General features: G+C 69.1%; 7 protein-coding genes. 2 read left to right on the forward strand and 5 right to left on the reverse strand.

Going from position 1 to position 6,515, the window contains the following annotated elements; all coding sequences use genetic code 11:
* Positions 1–10 precede the first annotated feature (10 nt).
* Complete coding sequence (locus tag BM355_RS13115) at positions 11–454, reverse strand: PaaI family thioesterase (RefSeq protein ID WP_177227963.1); 444 nt, start codon at positions 452–454, stop codon at positions 11–13.
* A 345-nt stretch (positions 455–799) separates the two neighbouring features.
* Here BM355_RS13115 and BM355_RS13120 point away from each other — a divergent pair, with 345 nt between their 5' ends.
* Positions 800–1,561: a hypothetical protein gene (locus tag BM355_RS13120; RefSeq protein ID WP_091699418.1), complete on the forward strand. Its 762-nt coding sequence runs from the start codon at positions 800–802 to the stop codon at positions 1,559–1,561.
* Between the two features lie 61 nt (positions 1,562–1,622).
* Here BM355_RS13120 and BM355_RS13125 read toward each other — a convergent pair whose 3' ends face one another.
* The 4 genes from BM355_RS13125 to BM355_RS13140 are packed head-to-tail and all read right to left on the reverse strand — an operon-like array spanning position 1,623 to position 6,046.
* Positions 1,623–2,261: a cation efflux transmembrane domain-containing protein gene (locus BM355_RS13125; protein WP_281247587.1), complete on the reverse strand. Its 639-nt coding sequence runs from the start codon at positions 2,259–2,261 to the stop codon at positions 1,623–1,625.
* Complete coding sequence (locus BM355_RS13130) at positions 2,258–3,610, reverse strand: YibE/F family protein (RefSeq protein ID WP_091699419.1); 1,353 nt, start codon at positions 3,608–3,610, stop codon at positions 2,258–2,260. Before BM355_RS13130 ends, BM355_RS13125 begins: the two co-directional genes overlap by 4 nt.
* Positions 3,594–4,670, reverse strand: coding sequence for a GNAT family N-acetyltransferase (locus BM355_RS13135; RefSeq protein ID WP_245760824.1), 1,077 nt, complete (start codon positions 4,668–4,670; stop codon positions 3,594–3,596). The genes BM355_RS13130 and BM355_RS13135 overlap by 17 nt, the downstream gene beginning before the upstream one ends.
* On the reverse strand, positions 4,667–6,046 hold the full coding sequence (locus tag BM355_RS13140) for a glycine--tRNA ligase (protein ID WP_091699421.1): 1,380 nt from the start codon (positions 6,044–6,046) through the stop codon (positions 4,667–4,669). The genes BM355_RS13135 and BM355_RS13140 overlap by 4 nt, the downstream gene beginning before the upstream one ends.
* A 215-nt stretch (positions 6,047–6,261) precedes the next feature.
* Here BM355_RS13140 and BM355_RS13145 point away from each other — a divergent pair.
* Positions 6,262–6,515 (forward strand): leucine zipper domain-containing protein (locus BM355_RS13145; protein ID WP_143109451.1); only part of this gene is annotated, 254 nt, incomplete at its 3' end.

A 6,515-nucleotide genomic window follows, 5' to 3' on the forward strand; every position in this document is an offset into this window, starting at 1 on the left:
CTGGCCCGGCTCAGCCCTTGAGCCGGGCCATCGTGTTGCGGGTCTCCAGCACCACGGTACCGTCCGTGGAGGTCACGGTGATGTCCACCAGTCGGGTGCTGCGGGTGCCGGAGCCCAGCCGCGCGGTGGCCGTGAGGACCTGACCGGTGCGGCCCGGCGCCAGGAAGTTCGAGGCTGACTGCGAGGTCACCCAGCGCGGGGTCTCCTCCCCCGTGTTCAGGGCGTAGGCCGCAGCTGTGTCCGCCAGGAACATGGTGATCCCGCCGTGGCAGATCCCGTGCGAGTTGCACTGCTCAACGCGCACCGTCAGGGACATCTGACACCCCTCGTCATCGCCGCGGACGAACTCGATGCCGTGATCGGTGACCGGGGTGTCCACGGAGAGGATGGCGGCGGCCCGCTCGGCGCGAAGCTGCGGATCGGCGGGCGCCGGGAACTCTGGAGTCTGCGTCATGGACCACATGATTCCACCCCTGGCACCGATGCGGAAACGACATCCGATCGTGGCCGTACCGTGGCTGAATCCTGCCAGGTCAGTCCCTAGGGTGAAGTCACTGACCGCACGGAGGGTGCGGTCCTTCTCTGAACGGACACCCCCATGAACCACCAGCTCACCGGCCGTCGTCTGATCGCCGCGCCTGCCCTGCTCACCGCCGGGCTGCTGGCCCTGACCGCCTGATCCGGAGGGGCGGGCACCGCGCCGACGACACCTGCCCCGACGAACAGCTCGACCTCTGCGTCCACGTCGGCATCGGCCTCACCCTCGGTCTCCGCGAGCCCGAGCACCAGCTCGTCCGCGGTGCCCACCTCCGCCAGCCCCAGCGCGTCCGAGACGGTGGCCGCCGCCGGTATCGACCTGGACCAGGATGTGCCCGGCGAGCCGCCTGTGGTGACCCAGTACGACGGTGAGCTGCGGCCCCTGGCGGAGATCCACCACATGGAGTGCCTCGAGGCCGCCGCCGGTGACCAGGAGGTCCCCACGGTGGAGACCGGTGACCAGAGCAACAAGCAGGACGGCCTGGTGGTCAACGCCTGGTCCGCCACCGAAGGCCTGGCCCTCCCGGCGGACTGGAAGTTCTGTGTGGACGGCGCCGGCGGATACCTGGTGGTGCCCGCCAGCTTCTCCGTCGACGTGGAGGAGTACGGTGAGGGCGGTCTGACATCGGCCGTGATCAGCGACGCCGACGACGTCCCCCTGGTGACCTTCACCGATCAGCTCAGCGAGCCGTCCTTCCCCACTCCAGAGGAGTTCACGGTGCTGGACGTCTCCGACGCGGAGTACATGCACACTCTGGACGAGCAGGCCACCGAGCATCTGCGCACCTCCGTCTCACAGAGCGATGGAGACCACGTGATGCGCGTGGAGCCGATCAGCGTACCGGCCGGGGAGGCCCCTGAGTCAGCGGACCACTGGGGATTCGGCGAACTCAGCGATGCCCGGAAGGAGTACGTCGCCACGATCCCGGTCTCTTCCCCAGACCGTGCCCAGGAGGTCATGGACGCCCCGGTCTACGGCACCATCACCCAGATGCTGCACAGCTATCAGCCGCCCGTGCAGTGATCTGCTGACCACCGCCTGACCCCGCCGGTCCTGCCCCCAGTGTGGGACCGGCGGAGGCATGTCACGGGAGAGGCCAGTCCTCGTCCAGCTCCCCGGCCAGGGCCCGTGCCGCCAGCTGCTCCTCGGTGGCGGTCTCCCAGACCTCCTTGGCCGCCGTGGCGTTGAGCACCACGATCAGCACTCCCAGCACCAGGTCCGGCCAGCCGGAGAGGGTCCACGCCGTCACCAGCCCCATCACGATGATCGCGGCGTTGGCGATGACGTCATTGCGGGCCGCGAGGAACGCCGCCGTGGTGAGGGAGCCGCCGTCGTGCCGAAATCTGGAGAGCAGCACGGTGCAGATCAGGTTCACCAGCACCGCTCCTCCGGCAGTGACCACCAGGGCGATGGGGTCCGGCGGTTCGGGATCGCCGAACTTCACCACGGCCATCCAGCCGGCCGCGAGCGCGGGCAGCAGGATGATCACCGCCATCACCTTGCCCAGGGCGGCCCGGCGTTGCAGGGACCAGCCCAGGGCGAGGAAGATCAGCAGGTTCACTGCGAAGTCCTCGAAGAAGTCCACCGAGTCCGCGAAGAGGGACACCGAGCCCACGGCCAGGGCGACGGACATCTCCACCACCATGTAGCCCAGGTTCAGCAGGGCCACCGTCAGCACGGTGCGCGTCAGAGCCCGGACGAGCACGGGATCGGTGCCGCTCACGGGCGTGGCTCCGGCGGCTGCAGATCTGCCTGCTCGTCCCGCTGCACCGCCTTGGCCACCCCGACCGCGATCGCCGTGGTGGCGGGGATGGCCAGCACCAGGCCGATCGAACCGACCAGGATGCGCACGATCTCCTCCACCAGTTCCCCGGAGAGCAGGGTGTCCAGCATGCTGCGCTCGTACAGGGAGACCACCATCAGGATCGGCAGCGCGGCCCCGGCGTAGGCGAAGGCGATGGTGTAGACCGTGGAGGCGATGTGGTCCCGGCCGATCCGCATGGCCGAGGAGAACAGCTGCCGGGCTGAGGCGTGTGGGTCAGCGCTCTGCAGCTCCCACACGGCCGAGGACTGGGTGATGGTGACATCGTTGAGCACACCCAGCCCGGCCACCAGCAGTCCGCATAGCACGATCCCGCTCAACCGGACCTCGGGCGCCACGGTGCTGAGCACATATCCGTACTCGTCCCCCATGCCGGTCAGGGCGGCGGCGTCGGTCCCCCAGGCGGCCAGCACAGCGGTCAGTCCCAGACCGATCAGCGTTCCCAGCAGCGCGGTGGTGGTGCGCAGCGAGAACCCGTGGGCGAAGTAGAGCACGGCCACCATGATCAGGCTCGAGCCCACCAACCCGATCCACAGCGGCGGCCCGCCCTCCAGCAGCGCAGGGATCATGAACCAGAACAGCACCGCGAAGGCCAGGCCGAGGCCCAGCACCGCGCGCAGTCCGCGCCAGCGGGCCACGGCCACCACCACCAGGGCGTAGAGCAGCGCCAGGATCAGCACGGGGACACTGCGCTCGAAGTCCACGAACACATAGTCCGCTCCCCCGCCGGTGCCGCCTCCGGGCAGGGTGGTCAGATCCAGCGCCTTGATCCGGTCTCCGGCCTGCACGTCCATGGAGGCACTCACCGCGGGAGGGATGGGCACGCTCAGCGCCTCCTGCCCACCCCCGTCCGGGTCCACCAGCACGTCCACGCAGGTGCGCTCCACTGACGGCGGAGTCCCGACGACGGCCCCTGGGGGGGTCTCCAGCGTTCCGGTCTGCGGGCCGCAGTCCCGTGTCTGCACCGCGGTGACGGTCCCGGAGAACAGGGTCACTCCCTGCGTGGTCCCGTAGGGGTCGGCCAGGGACATCTCCCGGTGCTGGCCCGAGGGCCACAGCAGCACCATGGCGGCGATCATCGCCAGGGTGAGCGGGACCAGGATGGCGGTCAGGGCGGTGATCACTCGGCGGCGCGTGGACCCGCCCCGACCGGTCAGCGCGTGGTCAGCGTCCGGGCCGGCCGGCAGTGAGTGTCCGTGTCCGGAGTGTGATCCGTGCGCGGTGTCCTGGGGATCAGGCCGGCTCGGCATCAGTGGCCCAGATCCGCGTGTCCAGCAGCACCTGGGCATGCCCGGACTCCACGAGTGGCTCCACCACGGCCAGCAGGGCGCTCATGGAATCATCCACCTCCAGCTGCACCGCATACTGGGCGGTCAGCAGGGACAGCAGCGTGCGCACAGACTCGGTGGCGCTCTGCTCTTCCAGCTGCGGGTTCCAGCCCAGGAGCACGTCGGCCGGATCGTCCGTGCGCTCAGGGGTGTAGGAGATGGCAAAGGCCTGGATGGTCCCACCCTCAGCCTTCGGACGGTCTCGCAGCACCACGGCCCCGGAGGCCCCGGTGGAGTCGGCCAGCAGCAGCTGCTGGGCCCGGCCCACGCTCATCTGCGCGGGGTCCCACGCGTGCACGGCCTCGTAGAACGCCGCCACGGTCTGGGTCAGCTCCACCGACCCGGTGGCCAGGTCCTCAATGGCCGGCTGATCCGCCTCGGACTCCATCTGCGGCAGGGCCAGGGCGCCGGGCCCCACAGCAATCCGCCGCGACCGCTGGATCGGCGCCATACCGGATCCGGTCAGGAACGCCTCGGTGGCCTGCTCGGCCCCGGCCTTCTCCCCGGTCCCGACGGCGAAGCGCGCCTTGAGCTCCACGGCCCCCGACGACGCTGAGCTCAGGTCATGCCCCGCCGAGACGGCCAGGGAGGCTGCCTTGCGCAGGGCCGTCACCACTGCCGTGCCGATCCCCCGGCCCCGCTGTTCCCGGGCGGTCTCCACGTAGAGCCAGAGTCGCTGCGGGTGCACCGTCGAGGTGGCCACCGTGCCGGCGGCCACGGCGACGCCGTCGTCCTCGGCCACCAGGCATACCGACCATCCCTGACCGGACGTGGCAGGTGAGGCGGTCACCGAGGTGACGGAGCCGTCGTCGGGGTCCGCGCAGACCTCCGCGGCCAGGCGCGGGTCCAATGACTCGCGCAGCAGGGTGCGGTCCTGGTGCTGCTGCGGCGTGTCCGGGTCGCCCCAGATCTCCAGCAGCCTCAGGTCATCGCCCTCCTGCCAGGGACGCAGGGTGATTCCGGCCGGGATGGTGGCACTCACTTGACCAGGCGCTCCAGCAGGTAGGTGCGGACCTGGTCCAGGGAGACGCGCTCCTGGGACATGGTGTCCCGCTCGCGGATGGTGACCGCGTTGTCCTCGAGGGAGTCGAAGTCCACGGTGATGCAGTACGGGGTGCCGATCTCGTCCTGACGGCGGTAGCGGCGGCCGATGGCCCCGGCGTCGTCATAGTCGATGTTCCACAGTCCGCGCAGCTCCGCGGCCAGGTTCTTGGCGGTGGGCACCAGCTCCTCCTTGCGGGAGAGCGGCAGCACGGCGGCCTTGACCGGGGCCAGGCGCGGGTCCAGCTTCAGCACCGTGCGCACGTCCACCCCGCCCTTGGAGTTGGGGGCCTCGTCCTCCTCGTAGGCGTCCACCAGGAAGGCCATCATGGAGCGGGTCAGGCCGAAGGAGGGCTCGATCACGTAGGGGGTGTAGCGCTCGCCGGTGCCCTGGTCGAAGTACTGCATCTTCGTGCCGGAGGCCTCGGTGTGGTTGGAGAGGTCGAAGTCGGTGCGGTTGGCGATGCCCATCAGCTCGCCCCACTCCGAACCCTGGAAGCCGAAGCGGTACTCGATGTCGATGGTGGCGGCCGAGTAGTGGGCACGCTCGCCGTCCGGCACGTCGAAGCGGCGCATGTGGTCCGGATCGATCCCCAGGTCCACGAACCAGTTCCAGCAGGCCTCGACCCACTCCTCGTAGGAGGCCACGGCCTGGTCCGGGTGGGTGAAGTACTCGATCTCCATCTGCTCGAACTCACGGGTGCGGAAGATGAAGTTGCCCGGGGTGATCTCGTTGCGGAACGCCTTGCCGATCTGGCCGATGCCGAACGGGGGCTTGCGGCGGGCGGAGTTCACCACGTTCAGGAAGTTCACGAAGATGCCCTGTGCGGTCTCCGGGCGCAGGTAGTGCAGGCCCTCCTCGTTGTCCACGGGGCCCAGGAAGGTCTTCATCAGGCCGGAGAAGGTCTGGGGCTCGGTCCACTGGCCGCGGGTGCCGCAGTCCGGGCAGACGATCTCGTCCATGGACTCCGAGGCACGGCCCTTCTTGGCCTCGAACGCCTCCTGCAGGTGGTCCTGACGGTGGCGCTTGTGGCAGGAGGTGCACTCCACGAGCGGGTCGGTGAAGGTGTCCACGTGGCCCGAGGCCTGCCAGACGGCGCGGGGCAGAATGATGGAGGAGTCCAGTCCGACCATGTCCTCGCGGCCGCGCACGAAGGTCTTCCACCACTCGGCCTTGATGTTCTCCTTCAGCTCCACGCCCAAGGGCCCGTAGTCCCACGCGGACCGCGAACCACCGTAGATCTCACCGGCCTGGTAGACGAAGCCGCGCCGCTTGGCGAGGGAGATGACGGAGTCGAGAGTGGACTTGGGGGCCATGAGGGCATCACATCCGTGTCTGGTACAGGGCCGCTGGCGGCGGCCTGCGCACTGGCGCGTGGTGGGGTTCAGTACAGCGGCCGGAGTCGCTCCGGCCCGGACCATTCTAGGTGTACCCGGCCAGGAGGTTGGTGGCGGTAGGGCTGGGTTGAATGTGGGAGAACCTCCGGGTGTGATGTGGCTTGTCTAAGGCCCACGTCGTCCCGGAGGTTCTCATGTCCCACGGTAGTGCCCGGCTGACTGTTCATGGTCGCCGTTTGATTGTCCAGCGCCATCAGCAGGGCTGGAAGCAGGCTCATATCGCCGCCGCGATGGGAGTCTCACGTAAATGCGTGAAGACCTGGATCGACCGGTTCGCCGCCGAAGGCGAACCTGGACTGGCCACCCGGTCCTCCAGGCCGCATTCGATGCCGACCAAGACCAGCGCAGAGACCGAAGCGAAGGTGCTAGCTGCCCGCGCTGAGAATCG

Origin of the sequence: Micrococcus terreus (assembly GCF_900116905.1) — a bacterium.
Classification (GTDB): domain Bacteria; phylum Actinomycetota; class Actinomycetes; order Actinomycetales; family Micrococcaceae; genus Citricoccus; species Citricoccus terreus.

Coding starts and splice junctions, on each gene's coding strand:
- BM355_RS13115 (WP_177227963.1), bottom strand. CDS start 454: ATGACGCAGACTCCAGAGTTCCCGGCGCCCGCCGATCCGCAGCTTCGC.
- BM355_RS13130 (WP_091699419.1), bottom strand. CDS start 3,610: ATGCCGAGCCGGCCTGATCCCCAGGACACCGCGCACGGATCACACTCC.
- BM355_RS13140 (WP_091699421.1), bottom strand. CDS start 6,046: ATGGCCCCCAAGTCCACTCTCGACTCCGTCATCTCCCTCGCCAAGCGG.